Annotated in this window: 27 protein-coding genes; 17 read left to right on the top strand and 10 right to left on the bottom strand. The window is 72.4% G+C overall.

All coding sequences use genetic code 11. The annotated features are described in order from the left end of the window. Window positions 1-60: 60 nt before the first annotated feature. From ACIBQ8_RS46240 to ACIBQ8_RS46225, 4 genes are all read right to left on the bottom strand, one after another. Window positions 61-2,106, bottom strand: coding sequence for a hypothetical protein (locus tag ACIBQ8_RS46240; RefSeq protein ID WP_397195303.1), 2,046 nt, complete (start codon window positions 2,104-2,106; stop codon window positions 61-63). 65 nt (window positions 2,107-2,171) lie between these two features. Continuing rightward, entirely contained in the window at window positions 2,172-3,341 is a 1,170-nt protein-coding gene (locus ACIBQ8_RS46235) for a S8 family serine peptidase (RefSeq protein WP_397195302.1), read from the bottom strand. A gap of 589 nt (window positions 3,342-3,930) precedes the next feature. Next, window positions 3,931-4,569 (bottom strand): response regulator, encoded by a 639-nt coding sequence (locus tag ACIBQ8_RS46230; RefSeq protein WP_397169336.1) that lies wholly within the window; start codon window positions 4,567-4,569, stop codon window positions 3,931-3,933. After that, a complete protein-coding gene (locus ACIBQ8_RS46225) occupies window positions 4,569-6,557 on the bottom strand; it encodes a sensor histidine kinase (RefSeq protein ID WP_397195301.1) in 1,989 nt (662 codons plus the stop codon). Before ACIBQ8_RS46225 ends, ACIBQ8_RS46230 begins: the two co-directional genes overlap by 1 nt. 136 nt (window positions 6,558-6,693) lie before the next feature. On the opposite strand from ACIBQ8_RS46225, the gene ACIBQ8_RS46220 reads away from it, so the two are divergent. After that, window positions 6,694-7,128 carry a hypothetical protein gene (locus ACIBQ8_RS46220; protein WP_397195300.1) on the top strand — a complete coding sequence of 145 codons (435 nt, stop codon included), beginning with the start codon at window positions 6,694-6,696 and terminating at the stop codon, window positions 7,126-7,128. 195 nt (window positions 7,129-7,323) lie between these two features. Here the strand turns inward: ACIBQ8_RS46220 and ACIBQ8_RS46215 are convergent, their stop codons facing one another. Further along, entirely contained in the window at window positions 7,324-8,442 is a 1,119-nt protein-coding gene (locus ACIBQ8_RS46215) for an ABC transporter permease (protein ID WP_397195299.1), read from the bottom strand. Between the two features lie 660 nt (window positions 8,443-9,102). Here ACIBQ8_RS46215 and ACIBQ8_RS46210 point away from each other — a divergent pair. From ACIBQ8_RS46210 to hypE, 16 genes are all read left to right on the top strand, one after another. Beyond that, window positions 9,103-9,624, top strand: a complete 522-nt coding sequence (locus ACIBQ8_RS46210; protein ID WP_397195298.1) for a hypothetical protein — start codon at window positions 9,103-9,105, stop codon at window positions 9,622-9,624. Between the two features lie 337 nt (window positions 9,625-9,961). Then, window positions 9,962-10,765, top strand: a complete 804-nt coding sequence (locus ACIBQ8_RS46205; protein ID WP_397169345.1) for an alpha/beta fold hydrolase — start codon at window positions 9,962-9,964, stop codon at window positions 10,763-10,765. Beyond that, the gene (locus ACIBQ8_RS46200) at window positions 10,765-11,544 is read left to right on the top strand and encodes a MerR family transcriptional regulator (protein WP_397195297.1); all 780 of its coding nucleotides are present in this window, start codon (window positions 10,765-10,767) and stop codon (window positions 11,542-11,544) included. The genes ACIBQ8_RS46205 and ACIBQ8_RS46200 overlap by 1 nt, the downstream gene beginning before the upstream one ends. Window positions 11,545-11,914: 370 nt before the next feature. Next, window positions 11,915-12,127, top strand: coding sequence for a hypothetical protein (locus tag ACIBQ8_RS46195; protein ID WP_397195296.1), 213 nt, complete (start codon window positions 11,915-11,917; stop codon window positions 12,125-12,127). 100 nt (window positions 12,128-12,227) lie between these two features. Further along, the gene (locus ACIBQ8_RS46190) at window positions 12,228-13,532 is read left to right on the top strand and encodes a hypothetical protein (RefSeq protein ID WP_397195295.1); all 1,305 of its coding nucleotides are present in this window, start codon (window positions 12,228-12,230) and stop codon (window positions 13,530-13,532) included. After that, window positions 13,529-14,041 (top strand): hydrogenase maturation protease, encoded by a 513-nt coding sequence (locus ACIBQ8_RS46185; protein ID WP_397159198.1) that lies wholly within the window; start codon window positions 13,529-13,531, stop codon window positions 14,039-14,041. Before ACIBQ8_RS46190 ends, ACIBQ8_RS46185 begins: the two co-directional genes overlap by 4 nt. After that, window positions 14,034-14,387, top strand: coding sequence for a hydrogenase maturation nickel metallochaperone HypA (locus tag ACIBQ8_RS46180; RefSeq protein ID WP_397169351.1), 354 nt, complete (start codon window positions 14,034-14,036; stop codon window positions 14,385-14,387). The genes ACIBQ8_RS46185 and ACIBQ8_RS46180 overlap by 8 nt, the downstream gene beginning before the upstream one ends. A gap of 56 nt (window positions 14,388-14,443) precedes the next feature. After that, window positions 14,444-15,484 (top strand): hydrogenase expression protein HypE, encoded by a 1,041-nt coding sequence (locus tag ACIBQ8_RS46175; RefSeq protein WP_358295853.1) that lies wholly within the window; start codon window positions 14,444-14,446, stop codon window positions 15,482-15,484. A gap of 33 nt (window positions 15,485-15,517) precedes the next feature. Continuing rightward, window positions 15,518-17,314: a nickel-dependent hydrogenase large subunit gene (locus ACIBQ8_RS46170; RefSeq protein WP_397195294.1), complete on the top strand. Its 1,797-nt coding sequence runs from the start codon at window positions 15,518-15,520 to the stop codon at window positions 17,312-17,314. Further along, on the top strand, window positions 17,307-17,843 hold the full coding sequence (locus ACIBQ8_RS46165) for a NifU family protein (protein ID WP_397169354.1): 537 nt from the start codon (window positions 17,307-17,309) through the stop codon (window positions 17,841-17,843). The genes ACIBQ8_RS46170 and ACIBQ8_RS46165 overlap by 8 nt, the downstream gene beginning before the upstream one ends. Further along, a complete protein-coding gene (locus tag ACIBQ8_RS46160; RefSeq protein ID WP_397195293.1) occupies window positions 17,840-18,433 on the top strand; it encodes a DUF5947 family protein in 594 nt (197 codons plus the stop codon). The genes ACIBQ8_RS46165 and ACIBQ8_RS46160 overlap by 4 nt, the downstream gene beginning before the upstream one ends. Window positions 18,434-18,443: 10 nt before the next feature. Then, entirely contained in the window at window positions 18,444-18,653 is a 210-nt protein-coding gene (locus ACIBQ8_RS46155; protein WP_397169357.1) for a hypothetical protein, read from the top strand. Between the two features lie 16 nt (window positions 18,654-18,669). Then, window positions 18,670-18,783 carry a DUF6893 family small protein gene (locus ACIBQ8_RS46150; RefSeq protein WP_397044786.1) on the top strand — a complete coding sequence of 38 codons (114 nt, stop codon included), beginning with the start codon at window positions 18,670-18,672 and terminating at the stop codon, window positions 18,781-18,783. Window positions 18,784-18,793: 10 nt separating this feature from the next. Beyond that, window positions 18,794-19,063 carry a HypC/HybG/HupF family hydrogenase formation chaperone gene (locus ACIBQ8_RS46145; protein ID WP_357707649.1) on the top strand — a complete coding sequence of 90 codons (270 nt, stop codon included), beginning with the start codon at window positions 18,794-18,796 and terminating at the stop codon, window positions 19,061-19,063. An 11-nt stretch (window positions 19,064-19,074) separates the two neighbouring features. After that, a complete protein-coding gene (hypD, locus tag ACIBQ8_RS46140) occupies window positions 19,075-20,202 on the top strand; it encodes a hydrogenase formation protein HypD (RefSeq protein WP_397195292.1) in 1,128 nt (375 codons plus the stop codon). Next, window positions 20,199-21,338, top strand: coding sequence for a hydrogenase expression/formation protein HypE (gene hypE, locus ACIBQ8_RS46135; protein WP_397169362.1), 1,140 nt, complete (start codon window positions 20,199-20,201; stop codon window positions 21,336-21,338). The genes hypD and hypE overlap by 4 nt, the downstream gene beginning before the upstream one ends. Window positions 21,339-21,385: 47 nt before the next feature. On the opposite strand, the gene hypF is transcribed toward hypE, so the two are convergent. The 5 genes from hypF to ACIBQ8_RS46110 are packed head-to-tail and all read right to left on the bottom strand — an operon-like array spanning window position 21,386 to window position 25,508. Further along, window positions 21,386-23,662, bottom strand: a complete 2,277-nt coding sequence (gene hypF / locus ACIBQ8_RS46130; RefSeq protein WP_397195291.1) for a carbamoyltransferase HypF — start codon at window positions 23,660-23,662, stop codon at window positions 21,386-21,388. Continuing rightward, window positions 23,652-24,314, bottom strand: a complete 663-nt coding sequence (locus ACIBQ8_RS46125; protein WP_397195290.1) for an SIS domain-containing protein — start codon at window positions 24,312-24,314, stop codon at window positions 23,652-23,654. The genes hypF and ACIBQ8_RS46125 overlap by 11 nt, the downstream gene beginning before the upstream one ends. Further along, window positions 24,311-24,526 carry a HypC/HybG/HupF family hydrogenase formation chaperone gene (locus ACIBQ8_RS46120; protein WP_358295829.1) on the bottom strand — a complete coding sequence of 72 codons (216 nt, stop codon included), beginning with the start codon at window positions 24,524-24,526 and terminating at the stop codon, window positions 24,311-24,313. The genes ACIBQ8_RS46125 and ACIBQ8_RS46120 overlap by 4 nt, the downstream gene beginning before the upstream one ends. After that, window positions 24,523-25,116: an SIS domain-containing protein gene (locus ACIBQ8_RS46115; RefSeq protein WP_397195289.1), complete on the bottom strand. Its 594-nt coding sequence runs from the start codon at window positions 25,114-25,116 to the stop codon at window positions 24,523-24,525. The genes ACIBQ8_RS46120 and ACIBQ8_RS46115 overlap by 4 nt, the downstream gene beginning before the upstream one ends. Then, window positions 25,113-25,508, bottom strand: a complete 396-nt coding sequence (locus tag ACIBQ8_RS46110; RefSeq protein ID WP_397169368.1) for a PadR family transcriptional regulator — start codon at window positions 25,506-25,508, stop codon at window positions 25,113-25,115. The genes ACIBQ8_RS46115 and ACIBQ8_RS46110 overlap by 4 nt, the downstream gene beginning before the upstream one ends. Window positions 25,509-25,737: the final 229 nt, after the last annotated feature.

The raw sequence follows: 25,737 nt of genomic DNA, 5'->3' as shown, positions 1-25,737 counted from the left end.
GCCGGGGAACGGCGACGACCCCACCCGGAATCCTCCGGATGGGGTGCGTCCTGTGCCGGGTCAGCCGCAGTTGGCCCAGCCTGCGGCGGTGCTCCCGGCACCGACGCTGCCGGAGAACTTCACGCACCTGCCCGGCGCGGCCAGCTTCACCGGCCCCGCGTAGTACTTGTAGTCGCCGCTGTCGGTCGCGCTCTCCCCGTCCTGGACGTCGAGCGTCGCGCTCACCGGGCTCTCCTTGCCCACGCCCGCGTACTTCATCGTCACCACGCAGTTCTGCTTGGTGCCGCTGTTGTACAGCTGGAAGGTTTCGCCGCCGTTGAACGCCTGCGAACGCTGCACGTAGAAGCCGGACCCGCACACCTGGACAGGCGTGTAGGGGTTCTTCGGCTCCGGTTCCGGCTGCGCCGCCGGCGGAGCCTCGCTCTTGGGCGGCTCCGGCGCGGGGGCCTCCGTCGTGGGCGGCGGAGTGGGCGCCTGCTGGGTGCTCTTGGTGGGGGCCGGGGCCTCCGTGCTCTTCTTGGGGGCCGGGGTGGGGGTCTCGGTGCTCTTCTGAGGGGTCGGTGTCGGGGGTTCGGTGCTCTTCTTGGGGGTCGGGGTCGGCTCCTGGGACTGCTCCGGCGTCCTGGTGTTGCGCGCCGTCGGTGTCGCCGTGACCGTTTTGGTCGCCTGCGGGCTCTTCGGCTGTGATGCCGTCGGCTGCGGCGTGGTCGGCTGCGGGGTGGCGACCGGCTGGGTGGACAGCGGCGAAGGCGTCGGCACCGTGCTGTACACGGGCGCGGTCGGGACGCCGGACGGCTCCTCGGTGGGCAGGATGAGCGGGCCCACCCCGTACGAGTCGGCGTCGGACGGCGTGGCCCACGGCACGGCCACGTCGGCCTGGTCGGTGCCCGGCTCGCCCGGCTGCGGAACCGTCCCGTCACCGGGGCCGGTCGTCCCGTTCCCCGTCGCGTCGGCGGACCCGGCCGCTCTGTCGGTGGACTTGCCCTCGGCCGCGACGCCGACCGAGTCGATCCGGTTCGTGTCGGTGTAGCGGCTGGCGCCCCACAGGCCCACCCCTGACAGCACCATGAGCGCGGCGACCGACGCTGTCAGGCCCACCGGGAACTTGCGGCGCGGGGCAGCCGGATCCACGACCGAGGCCTGCCACACCTTGGGTCGCTGCGGCGCCTCCGTCATGGGTTGCTGCAGCTTGGGCGGCTCCCACGTCTGCTGGGGCTGCTGCACCTGCTGAGGCTGGGGCGGCTGCACCGGCACGCCTTCGAGCGGCGCCCCTTCCGCCGCAGGCAGAGCGGGAGCAGCGAACGCCGGCGCATGAGCCGAGGCGTCCGGCGACGGCAGCTTCGCCGTGACCTCCTGGTCCGCTGATGGGTCGCCGAGCAGGCGCAGCAGCGCCGCGTACGCGGCGGGTCGCTGCTTGGCGTCCTTCGACAGCGCCGCGGACACCACGGTCTGGAGCGGCCCCACCAGTGTGCCCAGCTCCGGCGCGCCGGTCAGCACCTCGTCGGCGTCATGAGCGAACGGCGCCTTCCCGGTGGCCGCGAAGACCACCGTGGCGGCCCATGCGAACAGGTCGGCGGAGGGGCCGTACGGCTCGCCTCTCAGCTGCTCGGGCGAGCGGTAGCCGATCTCGCCGACCGCCTCGCCGAGGTCCAGGTCGGTCACCCGGACGCCGTCGGCGCCCATGATCACGTTGCTGGGGTTCAGCCCCCGGTGCGTGACGCCTGCCAGGTGCGCGGCGGTCAGCGCCGTCAACGTCCCGACGGCCACCCGCTCCACCCCGTCGGGGTTGAGGGGCCCGTCGGCGGCGACGGTCTCGGCCAGGCTGCGCCCCTCGACGTGCTCACGTACGACGTAGAGGTGCCCCTCGTGCAGACCGGCGTCCAGCGTCCGCGCGATGGACGAGCTGGAAAGGCGCCGGACCTTGGCGAAGCGCGCGAGACCTTCCGCGTCGGCGTCCGGCTTCGCCGCCAGCAGTTTGATCACCCGGATGGGCGCGTCCTTCGACTCACGGCCGAGGAAGGCCGCTCCGCGCGGCCCCTCCGGCAGGCGTTCCGACAGGTCGTGGTCGCCCAGCCTCGGTGGATCTTCTGGCTGTAACGGGTGCATCGTAGGTTCCCTTCGTATCCAGGCGCTGCGCTGCGGGCAGCGCCTGCATCAGCGATCAGGTGACGTCATGGGGCCGGTGGGCCCGTGCGCCATCCACGGCGTCTGCCGAGCGGCAGCACCAGTGCGAAGGCGCCGGCCGCGACGGTGAGGAGCAGCGCTCCGGCTGTCACGGCCAGCGCGGTGTCGCGGGCGGCGACGTTCTGCGGGGGAAGCTTGGCGATCGCGTCCGCCGCGAGGGGATCGGGCGGAGGCGCGGCCACCAGTGGCTGCCCCGCGGGTTCGAAGGGCAGCACGGCGCTGACCGCCTGCACCGGGTTCACCATGCCCGCCCCCGTGCCCTCGCCGATGGAGCCGTCGGCCGTGGCGATGATGCGCCGCCGTACCTGTTCCTGGTCGAGGTGCGGGAAGCGGGCGCGCACCAGCGCGGCGGTCCCGGAGACGTAGGCGGCGCCGAAGCTGGAACCCTCAAGGTCCAGCTTGTACGACTTCCCCGGCCACGGCGCGATGATGCCGACCCCCGGTCCCAGGACGCCGACGGGCGTGGCCGTGTTGGAGGAGTCGGCGCGTCGCCCGTCCGGAGTGGCCGAGCCCACGGCCAGCACGCCCTCGTAGGAGCCCGGATAGGCGGGCACGTCCTCCTTCTTGTCGGTGATGTTGCCCGCGGCGGCGACGATCACGACGTCCCTCGCCAGGGCGTTGCGTACGGCCGCCTTGAGCGCGGGATTGTCGGCCGCCTTGATCGAGATGTTGATGACGTCGGCCTTGAGCTGGACCGCCTTGTCGATGGCCGCCGCCAGGGTGGCGACGTGGCCCTCGGCCTGGCTGCTCTGCTTGAGCACCATGACGGTCGCCCGCGGGGCCACGCCGTGGAAGGCGACGCCTGGATAGACGCGCCCGGCGATGATCCCCGTGACGGCGGTGCCGTGGCCGACGCAGTCGGTGTAGCCGGTCCCGGTGAAGTCGACGAAGTCGGAGAGCCAGGGCAGTTGCGGGTGTTTGATGTCGAGGCCGCTGTCGATGATCGCCACCCGTACGCCGGCTCCGGTGCTCAGCCGCCATGCCGTCTTGATGTCGAGCCGCGTCTGCGCCCAGGGCTCGCCGCCGGGCAGCTTCACCACGCCCGGTTCGGGGCTGCACTCGGCGTCCGCCGTCGTGGCGGCCGCCGGAGCGGCGGCGACGCCGAGTCCCAGCACGGTGGACACCACTACCCGGCCGATCAGGCCCGCGCGTCCCATGCTGCCGGGACGTCGTCGACATCCGCGCCCCGGCTCCGCGGGGTGTGCTCCCAAGCTGAGGGGCAGCACAGAGGCGTGGCCAGCGTTCGTACGGGGCCGAACGCTCCACCGCTTCACCAGGGTCATCTCAGCCATCCGGGTCAAACCGCATCTGATCGCCGAACGCGGCGATCGACGCCACCAGAGGGGCGAGGGGGAACGGGGGCGTCCTGGCTTTGGTATCCGCGCCCACCCACGCACCTGTCCCGATCAAGTCAATTCATTCGAGAGGCAATCTTGCGACGCCAGATGACCTGTGTCGTTAGCGGAGAGTGCGAGATATCTTGGCGAGGAGCGCAACGCCATCCACCGCCAAGAGACGCGCTTCCTCTTCGGGGTCATCCCACGCGCCGCGCCCGTCAAGGGGCGGGAAGTGCGGGCAGAGGCTTGTGCATAGGGACCGTTGGCGGCGGATCAGGGGTGAACTGCTCGGGCCTCGGCCGTCGAATCAGGGAAGGCACCATCCGCCGGACCCTGGCCGCAGCCGGCCACGGCCCAGCGCCGCGTCAGGTCTCGCCGACCTGGCGAGGCGGACGGAAGTCGGCGATGATCAGCCGGAGCCGAGCCCGGCATCCCGGGCCCGGGCAACCGCCGCCGAACGGCCGGAGACGTGCAGCTTGGCGAAGATGTTGGACACGTGGTTGCGCACGGTCTTCTCGCTCAGCACGAGCCGCCGCGCGATCGCCTGGTTGTTCAGACCGACCGCGACCAGGTCGAGGATCTCCACCTCGCGGTCGGTCAGCTCGGGCAGCGGGCGCGGGCGTGCCGCGGTCGTGGCGAGCACCGACAGCAGGCGTTCGCCCGTAGAGGCGCCGAACACCACCTGCCCGGCCGCGACCGCCCGCACCGAGCGCACGATGTCCTCGCCGGTCGACTCCTTCAGCAGGTAGCCGCGGGCCCCGGCGCGGATCGCGGCGAGCACGCTCTCGTCGTCGGTGAGCATCGTCAGCGCCAGCACGACCGTCTCCGGCCGGTCGGCGAGGATGCGGGCGGTCGCCTCCACGCCGCTGATGCCCGGCAGGTGCAGGTCCATGAGCACCACCTCCGGCGCGACCCGTCCGGCGAGGTCGACGGCGGCCTCGCCGGTGCTCGCGACGCCCACGACGTCGATCTCCGGCGCGTCGCCGAGGAGCGCGACCAGGCCCTCGGCGAACACCGGGTGGTCCTCCACCACCATGACCTTGATCATCAGGCCGCCAGCGGGAGTCTGACGAGCAGGAGCGTGCCCGGTCCCGAGCCGGTGACCAGCTCGAACGTGCCGTTCAGCTCCTCGGACCTGCGCCGCATCGAGGCCAGGCCGAACCCGCGCCGGGCGGGCGCGCCGACGCCCACGCCGTCGTCCTGCACGCGCAGCTCCAGGGTGTCGGTGGCGCGCAGCGTGACCGTGCAGCGGGAGGCCATGGCATGCCGTACGGCGTTCGTCAGCGCCTCGGCGGCGATCCGGTAAGCGGCGAGCTCGACCGGCGGCGGCAGCACGGGCAGGTCGGGCGGCACCTCCACGTCGACCGCGAGGTCGCCGGCGAAGCCCCTGCCGAGCTCGGCCAGCGCGCCGGCCAGGCCCAGGTCGTCCAGGGGCGGCGGCCGCAGGTCGTTGACGATCGTGCGGACGTCCTCGACGGTGGCGCGGATGCGCCTGGACAGCTCGTCCATCACCCCCTTGGCCTTGGCGGGGTCGGTGTCCACGAGTCGGCGGGCGCGGTCGGTCTGGAGCGCGAGCGCGGCCAGGTTGGGGCCGAGGCCGTCGTGCAGCTCGTACAGCAGGCGGTCGCGTTCCTCCTGGCGGGCGGCGAGCATGCGGCCGTGCGAGCGCTCCAGGTCGGCGCCGAGGCGGTGGGCGTGCACGGTCACCGCGACGTGCGGGGCGAGCTCGCCCACCAGCTTGTGGTCCTTCGGGCGCAGCCGTTCGCCGAGCAGCAGCGCGCCGACCGGCTCGCCCCGGTGCAGCAGCGGCACGGTCTCGGCGACCTCGCCCGGACGGCCCCAGGAGGCGACGACCGCGCCGGACTCCTCGACCGCGACGTAGTGGACGCGCAACACCCTGCCGACCTCCGCGGCCATCTGGTCGAGCAACTCGCCCGGCACGCCGGCTCCGGACAGGCGGGTGCCGAGCATGCGCAGCGCGCGGGCCGGGTTGTCGCGGTCGCCGTACACCAGGCGGTTGGCGGCGGCGAGGACCCGGGCGTACAGGGGATGCACGACGAACGCCACGAGCACCGCCGACACGCCCGCGCCGACGATGCCACCGAGGGTGAACGCGACCAGCGCGTACATGATCAGCAGCCCGACGCTGAGCGCGCCGAAGGCGAGCGCCCGCGACAGCAGGAGGTCCAGGTCCCACAGGCGGTGGGCGACGATCGCGACCGAGACCGCCACCGGCAGTGGCACCGCCGCCAGCACGAGCGCGCCCGCTCCCCAAGACGCGACGAGCGCCACCCCGGCCAGCGCGACCGTGATCAGCGCGGCGGCCACCACCCACTGGAGCCGCCTGCGCACCTCCTCGCCCGACGACCGGTAGCGGACGGCGAGCGAGGCCACCGCGGCGGCCACGGCCCCCACCGTGCACGCGACGACCGGCCCGTCCAGCACGTCGGGCAGGCCGCGCAGACCGGCCAGCACGCCCGCGTACCCGTCGGGGAACAGGCCGGGCACGTTCTCGTACGGCACCGGCCGCAGCATCCAGTCGAGCGTGTTGGCCCCGATCGCGACGAGCGCCGCCACCAGCGCGGGCCGCCAGCGGCGCGAGGGCAGCCGCCCGTCCGGGAAGATCAGCAGGAAGACCGTCGGCACGACGAGGTAAGCCGGCATCCACAACCAGTTGGACGCCCACATCGCCCAGTCGTCACCCGGCAGCCGCCCGCCCCCGACGCCGCCCTCGACGCCCTGGTTGATGCCGAGCAGCCCGTACGTGCCGAGCGCCAGCCCCACCGCCTGGGCCGACCCGGTGAACACCATCACCCAGCCCACCCGGCCCGCCGGCCCGCCCGGCCGCTGCGACACCACGAAGAGCCCGGGCACGCCGAACGACAGCGCCGCCACACCGCGGAAGGCGTCGAACCGCTCGACGATCCCCGTGACGCCGAGCGCCCGCAGCCGCGGCTCGACCGCCAGCGAGCCGACCACGAGGGCGACGAGCACCCCGCCGACCAGCGAGGCTCGCCGTACCGATCTGTCCTTCATGGAGTGAATCGTGCCACCCGGTTGTCCCGCCGTCACGGGACGAGAAGTCCCCTCCGGGTCGGGGCATGAGGCTCATGACGCCCGGCGGCCGCCCCGCACATCCTTGAGGCCGTTCCTACGACCTCAGGAGAAGAACATGTCCGTCTCCACCACGACCACCACCGACCGGCCGCTGAAGGTCTCGCTGCTCGTCGGGGTCGGGCTGCTGCTCGCCCTGGACCTGGCCGGCGCGGTCATCTCGCTGTCGGCCGGCCTGAACGCCACGTTCCTGGACGCGCTCGGCTCCCAGGCGCGCCTGTCGGCGCCGATCCCGATGATGGTCGCGCAGGTCGTCCTGGTCGCGGGGGCAACCAGCCGCCGCCGGGCGCTCGCCGCGCCCGCCGCCGGGCTGCTGGTCGTGGCGGGGGTGCTGGCGTTCATGTCCGGCTTCTACGACGGAGGCTACGCGGCCGACCTCACCGGCGGGCAGCGGATCTTCCAGATCGTCCTGGTGTGCGCGCATCTGGGGGTGGGCGTGCTGGCCGCGATCCGGCTGGTCGGGCTGCTGCGCCGCCGTAAGCCACTCTCGTGAGCAGGAGAACGTCGATCGCCGGAGCCGGCGGCGCGAGGTAGGCCATCAGCCTGGCGTGGAACCACTCCTGGCCGACCAGCGGGCGCAGCAGTTCGGTGCCGAGTTTCCAGACCAGGACGAACAACAGCAGCGGCCGCCACGGTTTGACCAGAATCGCCAGTCCGAGCAGGACCCCGAAGGCGCCGACCAGCACCATCATTTTGGCCGAGTCCACGGCTGTCTTGCCGAGGCCGAAGAAGGCGAAGAAGTCATGCCAGTAGCGTTTGTGCTCGAAGGCGCCGAAGCTTCGGCGCCGGCGGTCAGGGGGCGGACAGCGCCTCGACCGGCCTGACCCGCAGCGCCCCCGCGGCGGTGGGCACCGTGGCCGCCAGGACGAGCAACAGCGCGCCCCCGGCGATGACCGCGTAGACCCAGCCGGGCCCTGCGGCCATCGGCGACCCGGTCTTGACCAGGCTGTAGGGCACGGTGGTCGCGGCGGCGGCGACCGTGCCGAGCGCAACGGCCAGGACCGCGGTCAGCACGCTCTCCGCCACGACTGTTGCCATGACCTGGGGCACGAGTGGCGGCCGACAGGCGCAGCAGCCCGAACTCGCGGCTCCTGCGGCGGGTCGCGGCGATCAGCGTGTTGACCACGACGATCGCCGTGAACGTGATGATCACGGCGACGACCAGGTAGTTCACCGGGGCGAGCCGGGCGCTGACGTCGGCGGCGTCCCGATGGAGGCTGTCCTCGGTGCTCTGCATGTAGAGCGTGCCGCCGGCGATGCCGACCATGAGGATCAGCGGCCCGGCGACGCTGCCGGTGTGCGGGGCGCGGGCGTGCAGGTTGCGGACGGCCAGCCGCCCGGACGCGCGGGCGGGCCCGGCGGCGGCCAGCGCCCGCACCGGCGGGATCGACGCGGCGCGCCTGCTGGAGATCAGCGCGGCGGCCAGCGCGGCGACCAGGGACGTACCCGCCCCGAGCGCGGTGCTCGGCCACCCCGCGACCAGCTGGACGCCCGCCCCGAAGAGCCCGGCGTCCGCCAGGCGGGCGAGCACGACCGCGCCGAGCCCGGCGCCCGGCAGCAGCCCGGCGGCGATCGCGGGAACGGCCACGACCAGTGTCTCCAGCACGACGTTCTGCCGGATCTGGCGCGGGGTGGCCGCGATGGAGCGCAGCAGGGCCAGCTCCCGCTCGCGGTGGCCGATGGTCAGCGACACGGTGGACACGACGCCGAAGGCCACGACGGCCAGCGTCCAGCCGCCCAGGATGGCCGGCAGCAGCAGTCGGCCAATGCCGCCCAGGGTGCGCACCTGATCGGCTTCGGCAGGCATGGGGTACGGCGTCGGCTGCGTGAATGCCTGGGACCGCCAGACGTCCATGGCGGCCTCGTCGTACAGCTCGGGATCGGGGCCGGTGGTGGTCGCGGACCGCTGACACTCTCCTGTCGCTCAACAGTGGGAGATCTTGCTTCTCGGATTCCAGCGTCACTGGGGGACGAAGATCCTGGACCGTCGTACTCCCAGCATCGCCCTCGATACGAAAGCCACGGGACCGCAGGCAGCCTGTGGTCCCGTGGCTTCCGCCGGTCAATCCAGCTAGCTAGCGGGTAGGGGTCGGGGTGGCCGTTGACGGCACAGCGGGAGACGGCGTGGTTGAGGGCTGCGTCGCAGTGAGGTCGGGCAGATCGCCGGGGACGTGCTTGGGCTTGCCGCTGATGCAGGAGTCGACGAAGAACTCCTTCACCTGGCCGCGCCATTCTGCTGTCTCTCCACCGCCGGCCACCTTGCGCAGACAGGTCATGCGCTGGTCGTAGGTGGAGGCAGGGCTGCAGCCGATGGTGGCGATGGAAGACAGCCGCAGTAGGGGTGCCGTCGGAATACGGCAGAAACGGGCCGTGCGAGCACATCGCCGCAGGCAGGAGAGAAGCCGCGCGGCGGTCAGATGGCTTGCACCGGGACCCCGATTCCCGTCATTGGAGGGATCATGGACGCGTGAGGGCGGAGATTCTTGCGAATCTGTCGGCGGCCGATCCGGGTACGCGGGCCGAGGCGCTGCGGTGGTTCACGGCACACGGGCACTCCGGCGACGCGGCGGTCGTGGCACCTCTCGTGCGGGATCCGGGCGAGTTCGATGATCGGGATCATGACGATCCACCCGAGTCGGCTCGAACGCCCGTCCGGATGGTCGCCCTCGAAGCGCTCGCCCGGCTGCAGGGGCCAGGGATGTTCACCGGGGTGTTCGACGACGCGCTTCAGGACGGCGATCTTCGGGTGCGGGCGCGGGCCGCGCTGGGCGCTTCGGCCGGGGCGCTGCTGGCGCGGCTCGCCGTTGAGGGCGATCGGGGGTTGCGGTACCGGATCGCGGTCGGGCTGCTCGCCGGCGACGTCGGCCGCGACCAGGCGGTTGCGGCCCTCGAACGGCTGCGCGGCGGCGACGATCCGGCAGCGGTCGCCGCCGCCTCCGTGCTCGGCGCGGTGGCGCGCCTCTCCCAACGGCGGCGGGACGACGGGTAGCGATGCCGCCGCTTCGGTGATCGGGGACGATACGCCCACAGTGACCGGGCAGGACTGTGTTCTTTCGGGTCAGCCGGACGCGGCCCGTTTCTGCCGCATTCCGGGGGCACCCCCAGAAGATCTTGGCCAGTAGCCGGGGTCGATGAGCGGCGTGGTGGTGAAGGAGACCCGCGCGACAACTGTGACAGGCCGGCGGGGACCCCCTTCCTCGCCTTCGGGGTCGCGATCGGGAACCACGATGGAGTCCTCCAGCCTCGGAGGCCGCGCACCTGTCGTGCCGGAATTCACGGAAACGCGACTTGACCTTGACCCTAAGGTCAAGGGTGACGCTGGTGGCATGACCAACTTGAACGCCGCCCACCTGGGCTGGAAGGGCCTGTTGCCGGTGGAGGACACCGCACTGGCCGTGACCGACACCGGCGGGTCAGGCATCCCCGTCGTCTATCTGAACGGTTCCTACGCGAGCCAGCGGCACTGGCGGCCCGTCATCAACGCCCTGGGGCCGGGGTGGCGGCACATCACCTACGACGAGCGGGCTCGCGGCAGATCGAAGAAGTCGGCGGACTACTCCTTCGAGGCCTGCGTCCGGGATCTCGACGCCGTCCTGAAAGCCAGGCGGGTGGAGCGACCGCTCTTGGTGGGCTGGTCCTACGGCGCCTTGCTCGGGGTCCACTGGGCCGCCCGGCATCCGGGACGCGTCGCCGGCGTGGTCGGGGTCGACGGCCCCTTTCCGTCCGGGTGGACCGACGAGGCCGGCCACGAACGCATCCGGCGGCTGTTCCACAAGGCCCGATGGGCGTTGCCGATGGCGCGCCTCATCGGCAACGCCGCGCGGATGAGTGCCGCACAGCATGCCGAGATCAACATCGAGGCCCACATCCTGCACGCCGCCCTCGAACCGGTCCTCGACAGCCTGACGGTCCCGGTCCGGTATGTGGTCGGCTCGGGGGAGGCCCTGGGAAGCAGGAATGACGAGCAGGAGCGGATGCGCACTACTCTCAACCCTGTGCTCGCCCGCAACCCGAACCTCACGATAGGCGCGAAGGTCACCGGCAACCACGGCACGATCGTGCGCAAGGATTTCCGCGCCATCGCCGAGGCCACACGCGAGCTCGCCGCCCTCACCCGCGAAAGTCGCTGATGACCATGACCAGCGGCGTCACGATCGGCCAGGCGGCGGCCTTCGCCGGCGTCACGATCAAGACCGTCCGCCACTACCACCGGCTCGGCCTGGTCGACGAACCGCGCCGGGACGCTTCCGGCTATCGCCGCTACGGGTCGTCCGACCTGCTGCGGCTGGTCCAGGCCCGGACACTGGCCGAGTCCGGCGTACCGCTGTCCGAGATCGCCGCCCTGCTCGATGCCGATCCGGAGCGGTTCGCCGTCCGCCTGGCCGAGGTCAAACGGCGGCTGACCGAGCGGATCGAGGAGCTGATCGCGCGGGGCGACTCGCTGGACCGGCTCGCCAACAGTGACCGGGCCCTGTTGTCCGACCGGGCCTGCGCGCTGCTGGAGCGGGCCGCCGACCTCGGCTTCACCCCGGATGAGGTGGCGGCCTACCGCGAGGGCATGGTGCTGGCCAGGGCCCTGGTACCCGACGGCTTCGACGACTATCTCACCAAGGCCGAGCACGTCCTCGACGACACTCGGTTCGTCGCCTTGAACAAGGAATGCTGGGCCGCCAAGGACCTGGCGCCCGACGACCCCCGCATCGAGAAACTCGCGACCGCCGTGGCCGGCCGCTTCCTCGCCAACCCCGCACTGCTCGCGATCTCAAGCGGCCTCCAGGCCCGCATTGACGTCACCCGATACGGCCTGCTCAACCATCACGGCGAAGACCAGGGGTCGGCCATGGCCCGGCTGACCACGCTGGTCGAGGCAAAACTGCGCTCCGCCGGCGTAGACATCCCCCACCAATAGACGCGGCTCACCGTCCACAGTCCCGACGCGGTGAGCCGACCACCACACGGTGGCCGGTCGGCTGACGGGAACGCGTCTTCATCGACGACACGTGCCACGTCGCATCCGGCTTTCTCGCGGGCTGGCGGCCACCTGACCGCTGCGAACAACCCCCCGAAAACCGGATCAATACTGACCGTACCCGACCTTCCGCGCCCGGGATTCCGAGAAAGATCCGCAAGTAGGCGATGGAGACCTCACTGACCAGGCTCAATGCAGGACGAGCACGCCGGTGATGGGCCAGGTTCGTGCGCCGTGGCCGAGGGCGCCAAGGAGGGCGCCGGCCGACAGCAGGCCCATCAGCACACCGGCGGCGGCTGAGCCGAAGGCGGTGGCCGAGGCGACCGTGGCGATGCGCAGGCAGCCGAAGGTGAAAGCGCCGAAGGCGGTGACGGTCAGCAGCAGGCCGGTGGGGTTGCCGTACTGCGGGGGAGGCCAGGAGGAGCGCGGTGCCGAGCAGGACGGCGGCGCCTGCGGCGGTCACCACGCCCTGGGCCGGAACGGCCAGGGTCAGGACCGGCACAAGCAGGGGGCCGGCCCCTGATGGGGGTGGCCACTCCGGTGCCGGTAACGCTAGGTGGATTCAGCACACACTGTACAAGCTTACTTACCGTACGTGTGCATCTCTTGCTATACCGGACACCGTGGGTCCGGATGACACCTTCGACAGCGTCCGTGCGATCGCCGACGCGATCCTGTACGAGGGGTACCTGCTGTACCCCTACCGCCGCTCCTCCGGCAAGAACCGGGTCCGATGGCAGTTCGGCGTGCTGCTGCCGCCCGCCTGGGCACGGGCCCGGGGGCTCACCGGCGCGGGCGTGGCGGGCTCGGCCGAATCGTGGTGCCAGCAGACGGAATGCCTGCTCGAAGCGGACGGCGAGGCCACGGTCGAGCTGCGGATCCGCTTCCTGCACCAGCAGCGGCGCCAGGTCCAGCGCCGGCACGCCGACGGCGCCTGGCAGCCGGTCGACTCCCTGGGCGACGGGCCCACGCTGGAACTGAGCTTCGACGAGGCCGTGCCGCGCGAGTTCGACCTGTGTGCCGGCACGGCCGAACTGCTCGCGGGCGAGCGGCGGATCACCGTCGGCGTGCCGGCGGGCGAGGAGATCCGGCCGCTGGACGGCGGCCGGATCGTCGTCAGCCGGTCGGCGATCCGGGCGTCGGTAGCCGTCTCGGCCACGCGGTGCGCGACGGCGTCCCCGCTGCTGCGCCTGCGCTGCCGCGTCGAGAACGACGACCCGGCCACCCCCGCCGACGCCGCCCGCGAGGACGCGCTGCGCGCCTCGCTCCTGAGCTGCCACACTCTGCTCGCCACGCGCGGCGGCTCGTTCGTCTCCCTGCTCGACCCGCCGGAATGGGCCGCGGCGGCGGTCCGCGACTGTGTCAACACGGGCACCTTCCCCGTGCTGGCCGGTACGCCCGGCGCGCGGGACGTCGTGCTCTCCTCCCCGATCATCCTGTACGACCACCCGCGCGTGGCCCCCGAGAGCCCCGGCGACCTGCACGACGCCACGGAGATCGACGAGATCCTGTCGCTGCGCACCCTCACGCTCACCGACGCCGAGAAGCGGGAGGCCCGCGCCACCGACGCGCGGGCAGCGGAGATCATCGACCGCGTCGACTCCATGCCGCCCGCCGCGCTGTCACGGCTGCACGGCGCGATCCGTTCCCGCCGGCCCGCGGCGGCGGCGGACGGCGTGACGGTCGCCGGGGTGGAGGTCTCGAAGGGAAGCCGGGTCAGGCTCCGGCCGCGACGGTCGGGCACCGACCCCCAGGACATGTTCCTCGACGGCAGGACCGGCCTGGTCGAGGACGTCCTCCAGGACGTGGACGACACCTGGCACCTGGCCGTCACCGTCGACGACGACCCGGGCGCCGACCTGAACCGCTGGTACGGGCGCTACCGCTACTTCACCCTCGACGAGGTCGAGCCCCTGGAGGCGAGATGAGCACCGGTGGTTCCCGTAACGTGCTCGTGGCCGGCATCGGGAACGTGTTCCTGGGCGATGACGGCTTCGGCGTCGAGGTGGTCAGGCGCCTGGACCGGGCGGAGCTGCCCGCGACGGCCGACGTCGCCGACTACGGCATCCGGGGCGTCCACCTCGCCTACGAGCTGCTGGACGGCCGCTACGACACCCTGATCCTGGTCGACGCCGTCCCGCTCGACGGCCCGCCGGGAACGCTGGCCGTCATCGAGGCCGACGACCGGCCGTCCGGGGGCGACGTGGCGATCGACGGGCACGGGCTGCATCCGGACGCCGTGCTCCGGCTGCTGAACCACCTCGGCGGCGGCGTCGAGCGGGTCGTGATCGTGGGCTGCCGGCCCGCGGTCCTGGACGAGGTGATGGAGCTGTCCGAACCGGTGGCCGCCGCCGTGGAGGGGGCCGTCCGCCTCGTCGCGGAGCTGGCCTGGCAGGAGGCGGCGGGAAAGATCGAGAAGGAGACCACCGATGCATGAACTGGGGCTGTGCGACGCGATCGTGGAGGCCGCGCTGGGACGGGCCGGTGGACGCCGGGTGAACGCGGTGCGCGTCCGCGTCGGCGGGCACCCGGTGGATCCGCGGGTCATCGACACGGGCTTCCGCCTGGCCGCCGCGGGCACGGTCGTGCAGGACGCGACCGTCGAACTCGTCACCGTGCCGTACCTGATGCGCTGCGCGGGATGCGGCGCCGAGCAGGAGGCCCGCACCGCCACGGACCTGCTCGCCTGCCGGAGCTGCGGCGGGATGGACGTGGAGAGCATCACGGACGAGAGCGTCGTGGTGGAGTCGATCACGTTTGAACCGGTTCCCGGAACCGCCTGACAGACCCGCCGGCACCGGCTGGAGACCAGGCCGCTGACGTGAAGGAGAGACGTGACATGGCCGATCAGAAGAGCGGATTCGACGAGATGCACATCCTGTGGATCTCCGAGGGCATGAGCTGCGACGGCGACACCGTCTCCGTGACGGCCGCGTCCCAGCCTGCCATCGAGGACGTCGTCACCGGCCTCGTGCCGGGGCTGCCGAAGGTGCACCTGCACAACAAGGTCCTGTCCCCGACGTTGGGCGGGGAGGACTTCCTGGCCCCGTTCCGGGCCGCGGCGCGCGGCGAGCTGGAGCCGTTCATCTTCGTCCTGGAGGGGTCTGTCCCCAACGAGAGGATCAACGGAGAGGGCTACTGGACGTCGTTCGGCAACGACCCGGACACGGGCGAGCCGATGACCCTCAACACCTGGATCGACCTGCTCGCCCCCAACGCCTGGGCGGTCGTCGCGATCGGGACCTGCGCCACCTACGGCGGCATCCACGCCATGGCGGGCAACCCGACCGGCTGCATGGGCCTGGCCGACTACCTGGGCTGGGACTTCCGGTCGGCCGGCGGGCTGCCCATCGTCAACGTGCCGGGCTGTCCGGTGCAGCCGGAGAACTTCATGGAGACCCTCACCTGGGTCCTGCAGCACGCGGCCGGTTCGGCGCCGCCGCCGCCGCTGGACGCGCTGCTGCGTCCCCAGTGGCTGTTCGGCAGGACCGTGCACGAGGGCTGCGACCGTGCCGCCTACTACGAGCAGGCCGACTTCGCCAAGGACTACAACTCGCCCAAGTGCCAGGTGAAGGTCGGCTGCTGGGGCCCGGTCGTCAACTGCAACGTGCCCAAACGCGGCTGGATGAACGGGGTGGGCGGCTGCCCGAACGTCGGCGGGATCTGCATCGGCTGCACGATGCCCGGCTTCCCCGACAAGTTCATGCCGTTCATGGACATGCCGCCGGGCAGCAGCCTGTCCTCGATGCTGATCAAGCCCTACGGGGCGTTCATCCGCCGCATGCGCGGCATCACCAACAACACCGCGAACGCCGAGCCGCGGTGGCGGCACAACCGGGACGCGCTGACCAGCGGCTTCGATCCACGGTGGCGCCCGTAAGGGCCCGCGACGCCAGAGAGGACACATCAGCACATGGCCATCTCCGAGCAGGAAGCGCCCGACCGGCGACCACCGGGAGAGCTCGTCGAGATGTCGTGGGATCCCATCACACGCATCATCGGCAACCTGGGCATCTACACGAAGATCGACTTCGCCAACCGGCGGGTCGCCGAGTGCCACAGCACCTCCTCGCTGTTCCGCGGCTACTCGGTGTTCATGAAGGGCAAGGACCCCAGGGACGCGGGCTTCATCACCAGCCGGATCTGCGGCATCTGCGGCGACAACCACACCACCTGCTCGATGTACGCCCAGAACATGGCGTACGGCATCAAGACGCCGCCGATGGCCGAATGGATCGTCAACCTCGGCGAAGCGGCCGAGTACATGTTCGACCACACGATCTTCCAGGACAACCTCGTCTTCGTGGACTTCTGCGAGGCGATGGTCAAGGAGACCAACCCGACGCTGCTGGCGCGGGCCAGGACCACCGAGGCACCCGGGGCGGCGATCCACGGCAAGCGCACGATCGCCGACATCATGGAGGCGTTCAACCCGTTCGAGGGCGACATCTACAAGGAGGCGCTGCGGATCAGCCGCGTCACGCGGGAGATGTTCTGCCTGATGGAGGGCCGGCACGTCCACCCGTCGACGGTCTATCCGGGCGGGGTCGGCACGATGCCGGAACCGACGTTGTTCACCGACTACCTCTCGCGCCTGCTCGGCGTGGTGGACTTCGTCAAGAAGGCCGTCGCGCTGAACAACGACGTGTTCGACTTCTTCTACGAGGCACTGCCCGGCTACGAGGAGGTCGGCCGCCGCCGGATCCTGCTCGGCTGCTGGGGGGCCTTCCAGGACCCGGCCGTGGTCGACTACCGCTACGAGACGATGAACGACTGGGGCAAGGCCATGTTCGTCACCCCGGGCATCGTGGTGGACGGCGAGCTGGTCACCAACAACCTCGTCGACATCAACCTCGGCATCCGCATCCTGCTCGGCAGCTCGTACTACGACGACTGGACCGCCGAGGAGCCGTTCGTCACCCACGACCCGCTCGGCAACCCGATCGACATGCGGCACCCGTGGAACCAGACGACCCTGCCCGCGCCGCAGAAACGCGACTTCGAGGGCAACTACAGCTGGGTCATGAGCCCCCGGTGGCTCGATCCGCGCACCGGTGACCACCTCGCGCTCGACACCGGCGGCGGCGCCTTCGCCCGCCTGTACGTCACCGCCCTGTCGGGCATCGTGGACACCCCGTACGTGAAGGCGACGGGCTCGGCGGTGCAGATCTCGCTGCCGAAGGGCCGCGACCTGCCGGAGACGACCCTGGAGTGGCGCATCCCGCCCTGGTCCAACGCTCTGGAACGCAACCGGGCCCGGGTGTACTTCGTGGCCTACGCCGCGGCCATGGCGGTGTACTTCGTCGAGCAGGCCATGGAGCGCATGCGCGCCGGGGACACCAAGGTGTTCACCGACTTCGCCGTGCCGGAGGAGGCCATCGGCGTCGGGTTCCACGAGGCGGTGCGCGGCGTGCTCTCCCACCACATGGTCATCCGGGACGGCAAGATCGCCAACTACCACCCATACCCGCCCACGCCCTGGAACGGCAGCCCGCGCGACAGCTTCGGCACGCCCGGCCCGTACGAGGACGCCGTCCAGGACATGCCGATCTTCGAGGAGAACGGCCCGGACGACTTCAAGGGCGTCGACATCATGCGCGCGGTGCGCAGCTTCGACCCCTGCCTGCCCTGCGGCGTGCACATGTACGTAGGCAAGGGACGCACGGTGAAGAAGCTGCACTCGCCGATGTTCGGCGCGAGCCATGGCTGAGCCGGACCGCCTGGACGACCAGGCGGTGGCCCGCCTGCTGGAGCGGCTGGAGGAGACCCTGGGGCGGCTGGAGAGCACGCCCGGCCCGACGGCGGAGACGGCGCTGGACGCCGTCGCCATCCTCGCCGAGGTCTACGGCGAGGCCCTGGCCCGGGTCATGGACCGGGCTCCGGCCGGGTCCGCCGTCGCCGCCGCCCTGGCCGACGACGAGCTGCTCGGCCACCTGCTGGTCCTGCACGACATCCATCCCGAACCGCTCCGGCGGCGGGTCGAGCGCGCGCTCGACGGCCTGGCCGGCGCCCTGCGCGCCCAGGGGGTGGAGGCGCGGCTCGCCGACGTGACGGACGACGTCGCGCGGGTGCGGCTGACGGGCGGCTGCTCGTCCGGGTCGGAGCCCGTGCGGCTGGCCGTCGAGCAGGCGGTGCGCGCCGTCGCGCCGGAGGTGGAGACGGTCGAGGTGAGCCGCGCCGCGCCGGTCGCCTTCGTCCCCGCCGACGCGCTGCTGGTCCGGCCCGGCGGCGCCGCGTGAGCACGACCGCGCACGGCCGCCTGCTCAGACGGACCGCGCGCCGCCGGGACGCGGGCGTGCGCTGCGAGCTGTGCGAGGCGCCGGTCCGGGGCGAGCACGGGCACGTCGTGGACACGCGTTCGGCGGAGGTGCTGTGCGCGTGCCGGGCGTGCGCGCTGCTGTTCGAGCCGGACGGCGACGGCCGCTTCCTGCGGGTGCCCGAACGGCGGCTGCGGCTGACCGGGGTGCGGCCGGCCGATCTCGGCATCCCCGTGAGCCTGGCGTTCTTCGTCACCGCGCCCGACGGCTCGGCCACCGCGCACTACCCGAGCCCGCTGGGCGGCACCCGCAGCGACCTGGACGCCGCGGCCTGGCAGGCGGTCGCCGCCCGCGCCGAGGAGCTAAGCACCATGCGGCCGATGGTCGAGGCGCTGCTCGTCAACGGCGTACGGGGGGCCGGTGAGTGCTGGCTGGTCCCGATCGACGACTGCTACCGGCTGATGGCCCTGGTACGAGGTGAATGGACCGGTATGTCAGGCGGCGATCAGGTATGGGCAAAGATCGCGCAGTATTTCGCCCAGCTCGACGACGCGCGGCATCGCCGGGGGTAGGACCCGCACCATGGCACACATCAAGGTGGGCAAGCCCGACGTCGCACCCGACGCGACGGCGCACGTCAAGGGCGTCGAGCAGGGCAACCGGCCCGGCGCGTACGAGCGGCAGGCGGGACACCACCGGGACGGCACGGCCGACGCCCGGCGCTCGACGGGGATCAGCCCCAAGAAGCACGACCCGATCCTGCCTGTCATGCCCAACCTCCCGCCAGGCTGAGAAAGAAAGAACAGACATGCGGCGACCACGTACGACGCTGCTGGCCGGGCTGGCCGGGGCGGTGCTCCTGGGGATGTTCTGGAAGGAACTCCCGGCGCTGAGGCGTTACATCAAGATCAAGCAGATGTGATCCCGGAACGATGTGTCTTGGCATCCCCGGAGAGATCGTCGAGCTGCTACCGGACCGGGCCGACCTGGCCACCGTCGAGGTCGCCGGCGTACGCCGCGCGATCAGCGTCGGCCTGCTGGACGGCCCGGTCCGGCCCGGTGACTGGGTCCTGGTCCACGTGGGCTTCGCGATGTCCAGGATCGACGAGAGCGAGGCCGCGGCGACGCTGGCGCTGCTGAACGGCCTCGGCCCCGCCTACACCGACGAGCTCCAGGCGCTCGCGGAATCCGACATCACGTGAAAGGCGCCGGCATGCGCTTCGTCGACGAGTACCGCGACGCCCAGAAGGCACGGGCCCTGGCCGCGCGGATCGCGGAGCTGTGCGAGCCCGGCCGCCGCTACACCTTCATGGAGGTGTGCGGCGGGCACACCCACACGATCTACAAGCACGGCGTCGAGGACTACCTGCCGCCGAACGTGAACCTCGTCCACGGGCCCGGCTGTCCCGTCTGCGTGATCCCCATGGGACGCGTCGACGACGCGATCGCCATCGCCGGCGAACCGGACGTGATCATGACCTCGTTCGGCGACATGATGCGGGTGCCCGGAGGCGAGGGCTCCTTCCTGGACGCCAAGGCCGCCGGCGCGGACATCCGCATGGTGTACTCCCCGCTCGACGCGCTGCGGATCGCCCGCCAGAACCCCGCCCGCCGGGTCGTCTTCATGGCGATCGGCTTCGAGACCACCGCGCCGTCCACGGCGATGACCGTGCTGCGGGCCGCGGCCGAAGGGCTCGGCAACTTCTCCGTCTTCTGCAACCACGTCATGATCATTCCGGCGATCAAGGCGATCCTGGACTCGCCGGACCTGCGGCTCGACGGCTTCATCGGGCCGGGCCACGTCTCCACCGTGATCGGCTGCCGGCCGTACGCGTTCATCGCCGAGGAGCACGGCAAGCCGCTCGTCTGCTGCGGGTTCGAGCCGCTGGACGTGCTGCAGTCGATCCACATGCTGCTGCGGCAACTCGCCGAGGGGCGGGCCGAGGTGGAGAACCAGTACACGCGGGTGGTGCCGTGGGAGGGCAACGGCCGGGCGCTGGAGGCGATCGGGAAGGTGATGGAGCTGCGCCCGTACTTCGAGTGGCGCGGCCTCGGCTTCATCTCCCACTCCGCGCTGCGCCTGCGCGACGCCTACGCGGCCCACGACGCCGAACGGATCTTCCAGGTGCCGGGCGTACGGGTGGCCGACCCGAAGGCGTGCCAGTGCGGCGAGGTGCTCAAGGGCGTGCTCAAGCCCTGGGAGTGCAAGGTCTTCGGAACCGCGTGCACGCCGGAGACGCCGATCGGCACCTGCATGGTGTCCTCCGAGGGCGCCTGCGCCGCGTACTACAACTTCGGCCGGTTCACCCGCACGCGGGCCAAGGAGGCGACCACGGCATGACGACCGAGCGTACCGCCGGATGGGCCGAACGGGCCGTCCGCGAGGCGGGCGGGCCCGCCGGCCCGGCGACCCGCGAGGAAGAGGTGCTGCTGCGCATCGAGCGCGCCCGGGGACGCCGGGCCCGGGTGCGGGAGGAGCGCATCACGCTGGCCCACGGCGCGGGCGGGAGCGCCTCGCACACGCTGGTCGAGGCCGTGTTCGTGCACGCGTTCCGCAACCCGATCCTGGAGCCGCTCGGCGACGGCGCCGTGCTGGGGGTGGCGGGCGGGCGGCTGGCCTTCAGCACGGACTCCTTCGTGGTCTTCCCGCTGTTCTTCCCCGGCGGCGACATCGGCGACCTCGCCGTCAACGGCACGGTCAACGACCTGGCCGTCTGCGGGGCCCGGCCCCTGTACCTGTCGGCCGGCTTCATCCTGGAGGAGGGCTTCCCGGTCGCCGACCTGCGGCGGATCGCTACCTCGATGGCCGCCGCCGCCGACCGCGCCGGCGTCCAGGTGGTCACCGGGGACACCAAGGTCGTGGAACGCGGCAAAGCGGACGGATGCTACGTCACCACCGCCGGCGTGGGCGTGCTGGAGCGGGAGACGGAGCTGACGCCGTCGGCGATCAGGCCGGGCGACGCCGTCATCGTCTCGGGGCCGATCGGCGAGCACGGCGTCACCATCATGATCTCCCGTGGGGAGCTGGACATCGAGGCCGACCTCGCCTCCGACACCGCGCCGCTCAACGGCGTCGTCGCCGCGCTGCTCGACGCCGTCCCCGGGGTGCGGGTGCTGCGGGACGCCACGCGCGGAGGGGTGGCGACGGTGCTCAACGAGCTGGCCCGCTCCTCGCGGCTCGGCATCGTGGTGGAGGAGTCGGCGGTGCCGGTCCGCCCGGTGGTCAACGGCGCCTGCGAACTGCTCGGCATCGACCCCCTGTACGTCGCCTGCGAGGGCCGGTTCGTCGCCGTGGTCGACGGCGAGCAGGCCGGAAGGGCGCTGGAGGCGCTGCGCGGCCATCCTCTCGGCGCGGAGGCGGCCGTGGTCGGCCGGGTGCGTGCCGAGCCCGCGGGGCTCGTGCTGCTCGACACGGCCTTCGGCGGCACCCGGATCGTCGACATGCTCGTCGGGGACCCGCTGCCGCGCATCTGCTGAGCCGCGGCCGACCGGCGCTTCATCCGGCGTGGTTCATCCGGCGTGGTTCATCCGGCGTGGTCGAGGGCGGCGGCGACGGCGGCCTGGCCCAGGCTGAGGCCGCCGTCGTTGGGCGGCACCCGCGAGTGGAGGAGCACCCGCAGGCCCGCCTCCTGCAGCCCTGCCTCCATCCGCTCCAGCAGGACGACGTTCTGGAAGACGCCGCCGGACAGCGCCACCTCGCGCAGCCCCGTCCGTCCGCTCAGCTCCAGCACCGCCCGCACCAGGACACGGGCCAGGCCGTTGTGGAAGCGCGCGGCCACCAGCGGCGTCCGCACGCCCGCCAGCAGGTCCTCGACCGCGCCGCGGACCAGGTCGGTCCCGGACACGACCAGCTCCGGCCCGCCGGACAGCGCCGCCGGGTAGGCGGCCCGCTCGCCAGGCTCGGCGAACTGCTCCAGTTCGATCGCCGCCTGCCCCTCGAAGAGCACCCGGTCGCGCAGCCCGGCGATCGCGGCCACCGCGTCGAACAGCCGGCCCGCGCTCGACGTGAGCGGCGCGTTCGTCCCGGTGCGGGCCAGCGCCGCCACGGCCGCCCACCGGTCCCGGTGCCGCCGGACGAACGGCAGGTCCGGCGGCGCGTCGCCGTAGATCGCGTCGAGGTAGGACACGCCCATGCGCCACGGCTGCCGTACGGCCGCCGCCCCGCCGGGCATGGGCAGCGCCTCCAGGTGCCCCGCCCGCTCGAACCCCCGCAGGTCGGCGACCAGCAGCTCGCCGCCCCACAGGGTGCCGTCGGAGCCCAGGCCCAGGCCGTCCAGGGCGACGCCGATCACCGGGCCCTCCTCGCCATTGTCGGCCAGGCAGGAGGCGATGTGGGCGTGATGGTGCTGCACGCCGACGAGCTCGACGCCGTCGAGGCCGGACGCGTACTTGGTGGACAGGTACTCCGGGTGCAGGTCGTGGGCGACGAGCCGGGGCCGGACGCCGAACAGCCGGCTCAATTGGCCGATCCCCTCCGCGTACGAGCGCAGGGTCTCGTAGCCCTCCAGGTCGCCGATGTGCTGCGACAGGACCGCGTGGCGACCCTTGACCAGGCAGAAGGTGTTCTTCAGCTCGCCGCCGCAGGCCAGCACGTGCCGGGACGGCGGCCGTCGCAGCGTCACGGGAGCGGGCACGTACCCGCGCGAGCGACGGACGGGCAGCTCCCGGCCGCGGAACAGGCGCACCACCGAGTCGTCGGCCCGGGCGTGGATGCGCCGGTCGTGGACGAGGAAGCCGTCGGCGATGCCGGACAGCCGGTCCAGGGCGTCGTCGTCCCGGTGCGCGATGGGCTCGTCCGACCGGTTTCCGCTGGTCAGGACCGCGGGCCGGCCGAGCCGTACGGCCAGGAGATGGTGCAGCGGCGTCGCGGGCAGCATCACCCCCAGCTCCCGGCTGCCCGGCGCGACCGCCTCGGCGACCGGCGCCCCGCCCCGGCGCGGCAGCAGGACGACGGGCCGCCGCGGGCCGCTCAGGACGCGCTCGGCGGCCGGGGTGAGCAGGACCAGCTCGCGCGCCGCGGCCAGGTCGGCGGCCAGCACCGCGAACGGCTTGCCCTCCCTGCGTTTGCGGGCCCGCAGCGCGCCGACCGCCTGTTCGTCCCCGGCCACGGCCGCGAGGTGGTACCCGCCCACGCCCTTGACCGCCAGGATCCTGCCCCGCGCCAGCCAGAGCGCCGCCACCCCGACCGGGTCGCCCGGTTGCGGCCGGCCGTCCGCGTCCAGCAGCCGCAGCGACGGTCCGCACGCGGGGCAGCACACCGGCTGGGCGTGGAAGCGCCGGTCGCCGGGGTCTCGGTACTCCCGCGAACAGCGGGCGCACATCGTGAAGGGGGCCATCGTGGTGTTGGGCCGGTCGTAGGGCAGGTCCGTGACGATCGTGAAGCGGGGCCCGCAGGCCGTGCAGTTGGTGAAGGCGTAGCCGTGCCGGCGCGCGCCCGGGTCGGCGATCTCCGCCGCGCAGGCGTCGCACGGCGCCGTGTCCGGCGGCACGCACACCTGGCGGGCGCCCTCGCCGCGGCTGGCCACGATCCGGAAGCCCGACTCCGCGACGGGCTCGGCGTCCGCCACGGTGACGCTCTCGACCAGTGCGGACGGCGGCGCCCGCCGCTCCAGCTCCGCGACGAAGGCCCGCAGCGCCGACGGCTCACCCTGGGCCTCGATGAACACGCCGCGCGGATCGTTGCCGACGAACCCGGCCAGCTCGTGCCGTCCGGCCAGGCCACTGACGAACGGCCGGAAGCCGACTCCCTGGACCAGCCCCTCGACCCTGATCCGGAGCCGGCCGGGCCCCTCAGCCGTCACCGGTCAGCGCCCGCTGCACCAGCTCCCACAGGACGTGGTAGAGGGTCACCTGGGCCTCCTGGATCCGGTGCACCGACGGGGACGGCACGACGAACAGGTGATCGGCCAGGCCGTCTGCCGCCATCCGCCCGCCGTCGCCGCCGGCCAGGCCGACGGTCAGCGCCTCCCGGCGACGCGCCTCGGCGAAGGCGTGCAGCACGTTCGCCGAGCCGCCGCTCGTCGACAGGCCCACCACGATGTCGCCGGGCCGGGCGAAGGCGGCGACCTGGCGGGCGAAGGCCAGGTCGTAGCCGACGTCGTTGGACAGCGCGGTGACGACGGCGGCGTCGGCGGCCAGGCAGGTCGCCGCAAGCGCCCGCCCGCGCGGCGGGTGGGCGAAGAGCTGGGCCAGCGCCTGCGCGTCCGTGGCGCTGCCGCCGTTGCCGACGGCGAACAGCCTCCCGCCGGACTCGAAGGCCGCCGCCGTCCGCGCCGCGCAGCGCGCCAGTTCCTCCCCGTGCAGCCCGGCGATCGTCTCCCGCAGCGCGACGATCTCGTGCGCCTTGGCCGCGCAGGAGCGGCGCACCTCCTCCAGCAGGGCATCCGGATCGGTGGGCCGGACGTACAGGGACGGGTAGAGGGCCTCGACGCCGGTGCCTTCCGCCGTGCTCATCCGCACTCCCCTCCCACCGCGATGGCCTCACCGGCGTGCACCAGGACGACGTCACCCGGCCCGGCCTCGACCAGGGCCACGCTGATCTCCTGCGGGCCGCCGGCGGCCCCCTGCGCGATGGCCAGGCCGTCTCCGAGCAACTCGACCACGCGCATGGGCAGGGCGAGGTCGGAACAGGTCAGGCACACCCGCTCCCCCGGCTCCTCGGTCATCGGGCCTCCTCCGGCTGGTCGAGGAAGACGTGCACCAGCTCCCAGAGCAGGTGGTAGACCGTCATGTGGATCTCCCGCACCACGCACGGGTCGCCGGACCGGACGCCGAGGACATGGTTCACGGCCGGGCTGCGGCCGACGGCGCCGCCGTCCCCGCCTTCTCCGCCCACGAGCGCGACGGTCAGCAGTCCGAGCCCGTGTGCCGCCTCCAGCCCGCGCAGCACGTCCGCGCAGCCGCCGTCCCAGGAGAACCCGAGCGCCATGTCGTGCTCGGCGGCCAGCAGGCGCACCTGCTCGGCGTAGACCTCCTCGAACCCGCTGGTCGCGGCGATGGCGGTCAGCCGGGCGGCGTCATGACTGAGGGAGAGGGCGGGCAGGGCCCTCTTGCCGACGATGACCGGATGGACGAACTCCACGGCCACGTGCTGGGCGTCCGCCGAGGCGCCGCCGTCACCGAAGACCAGCAGCCGACCGCCCCACGCGAACCGCCGGGCCATGGCCCGGCACGCCAGGGCGATCGAGGCGGCCTCCCCGGCGAGCGCCCGTCCTGGGGCGGCCCGCCGCTCGAAGGCCGGCGACACAGGCGTCATCCCACCTCTCCTTGCCGCGAGGCGACGCGGGAGCGGGACGGCCCCGCGTCATGGGACGGCGGCCGCTGTCCCTCGTCCCACAGAGCCGCGCAGGCGCGCAGGACGTCCCCCAGGTCCCGCAGCCGGATCATCGCGGCCTTCAGGTCGCTCAGGCCCGAAGCGGTGATCTCGTACTTCCTGCGCGGAGGTCCCGTACGCGAGGCGGTCCAGGAGGAGACCAGGCACTGGTCGCGTTCGAGGGCGCGCAGCAGCCGATAGACATGGCCGGGCTCCGCCCCCGCCACGCCCAGCTCCCCCAGCCGGTCGATGAGGTCGTAGCCGTGGCTGGGCCGGTTCCAGATCAGGAGAAGCAGGATCGGGGACAACAATCCTCGCCTCTCGCCGCCTTCCATACGAACTCCCCCGCCAGCGGAACGCACCTTCCAAGGGGTAGTAGAACGTCCACGCCGGGCGATTCCCCGGCTCCGCACGCCGTCCTTGCCAACTTCTGGCAGAAGGCAAGCCAAGGGTTAGGTCTCGGGCGATCAGCGCACCGCGACGTCCCGCCGGCGTCAGGCGACGGCCACCCACCCCGCGCAGTACGTCGCCCTCCAGTGTGTCTGGGGCATGGTCACCGGGAAG

The sequence above is a fragment of the Nonomuraea sp. NPDC049646 genome, from assembly GCF_044465525.1.
Taxonomy (GTDB): Bacteria; Actinomycetota; Actinomycetes; order Streptosporangiales; family Streptosporangiaceae; genus Nonomuraea.
This window is presented reverse-complemented; position numbering and strand designations above follow the sequence as displayed.